Annotated in this window: 2 protein-coding genes and 1 pseudogene; all 3 read left to right on the plus strand. The window is 59.1% G+C overall.

Annotated features, from left to right (window positions below):
- Window positions 1–357, plus strand: a 357-nt coding sequence (locus B4F73_RS11345; protein WP_290483298.1) for a tryptophan synthase subunit alpha, incomplete at its 5' end; no start/stop codon positions are given.
- A 29-nt stretch (window positions 358–386) separates the two neighbouring features.
- On the plus strand, window positions 387–1,370 hold the full coding sequence (locus B4F73_RS11350) for an acetyl-CoA carboxylase carboxyltransferase subunit beta (protein ID WP_034817593.1): 984 nt from the start codon (window positions 387–389) through the stop codon (window positions 1,368–1,370).
- A pseudogene (locus B4F73_RS11355) lies at window positions 1,367–1,728 on the plus strand (bifunctional folylpolyglutamate synthase/dihydrofolate synthase); the annotation flags it as partial. The gene B4F73_RS11350 and the pseudogene B4F73_RS11355, both read left to right, overlap by 4 nt.

A 1,728-nucleotide genomic window follows, 5' to 3' on the forward strand; every position in this document is an offset into this window, starting at 1 on the left:
CCCACCACCCATGAAAACCGCATGAAAAAAGTTGCCGAAGGCGCCAGCGGATTCCTCTATTTCGTCGCTGTGACAGGCGTTACAGGCGCTGGCAGCGCGGATCCGCAGGCGATTGCCGGGAACATTGAAATGGCCAAACGTGTTTCAGGATTGCCGGTCTGTGTGGGTTTTGGCGTCAAAACTGGCGCTCAAGCTGCAGAAATGGCTAAAATTGCCGATGGGGTTGTCGTAGGCTCCGCTTTCGTGGAGCATGCAGAAAAGGCCCACGAATCGGGGGATTTTGCCAGTGCACCGCGGGGAATGGGCGCGTTGGCGAAGGAGTTGAGCTCGGCGATCAGAACGATCACCAAGCCTTAAGTGTTGATTGCCGCCGAGGAGGTTCTGGCATGAACTGGATTACCAAGGTCACCCCGCCGGGCCTGAAGACCATGCTCGCGAAGAAGGACACGCCCGACGATTTGTGGGTGAAATGTCCTCTGTCCGGCGAACTGGTCTACAAGACCGATCTGGAAGAAAACTGGCATGTCACACCTGCTGGCGCGCATCTGCGGATCAGCCCGCGCACCCGCCTGCGCCTCCTGTTCGATGATGAGCGCTGGGAGCCTTTGGCCCTGCCATCGGTTCCGCATGACCCCCTGAAATTCAAGGATGACAAGCCTTATCCGTCGCGCCTGAAGGCTGCGAAGGCCAAGATTGCGGCCCGGGACAAGAAAGAGTCCGAAAATGGTGGCGCACCGATCATCCAGGAAGACTGTATGGTGGCGGCCTATGGAAAGATCGGCGGCGTGCCCACGGTCGTATTGGTTCAGGATTTTGCCTTTATGGGCGGATCCTTGGGCATGGCGGCAGGGGAAGGCTTTGTAGCGGCTGCGCAGATGGCGTTGGCCCGCAAGGCGGGCTTTGTTGTGTGCACGGCGTCCGGTGGCGCTCGCATGCAGGAGGGCACGCTGAGCCTGATGCAGATGCCGCGCACGACGCTCGCGATCAATGAACTGGCCGAAGCCAAACTACCTTATATTGTGCTGCTGACTGATCCGACGTCGGGCGGCGTGTCGGCATCTTATGCGATGCTTGGCGATATCCATATTGCCGAACCTGGCGCAATGATCGCCTTTTCCGGCCCGCGTGTGATTGAACAAACCATTCGCGAAAGCCTGCCGAAAGGGTTCCAGCGATCCGAATTCCTGCGCGAAAAGGGCCAGGTGGACATTGTCTGCGACCGGCGCAAGCTGAAGGACACGATCTCAAATGTCCTGTCGATGCTGATGCCAAATGTGCGGCGCGCTGAAGATCGCCTGCCGGTTTCTCTGACGCCACCCAAAACGCATGCCGCCAAGACCCCAAACAAGAGTAAGGGCAGCTCTGCTTGATCGGTGACAGTTCGGCCCTGGCCGAGGCGCTGGGGCGGTTCGAAGGGCTATATCCAGACACGATTGAACTATCGCTCGGGCGCGTCTTGAATGCGCTTGAGTTGCTTGGGCGGCCGCAAGACAGGCTGCCGCCCGTGATACATGTGGCCGGAACCAACGGCAAAGGGTCCACCTGCGCCTTCATGCGGGCCATGATGGAAGCAGCGGGCCTTAGCGTTCATGTCTTTACCAGTCCGCACCTCGTGCGTTTCAACGAGCGTATCCGGCTCGCCGGTGAGATCGTGGATGATGCGCGCCTGATCGACTGGCTGGAGCGAACCCATGACGCGATCAAGGGGCAGGAGATCACACAATTCGA

It is taken from the genome of Hyphomonas sp. UBA3601, assembly GCF_002375605.1.
Lineage (GTDB): Bacteria > Pseudomonadota > Alphaproteobacteria > Caulobacterales > Hyphomonadaceae > Hyphomonas.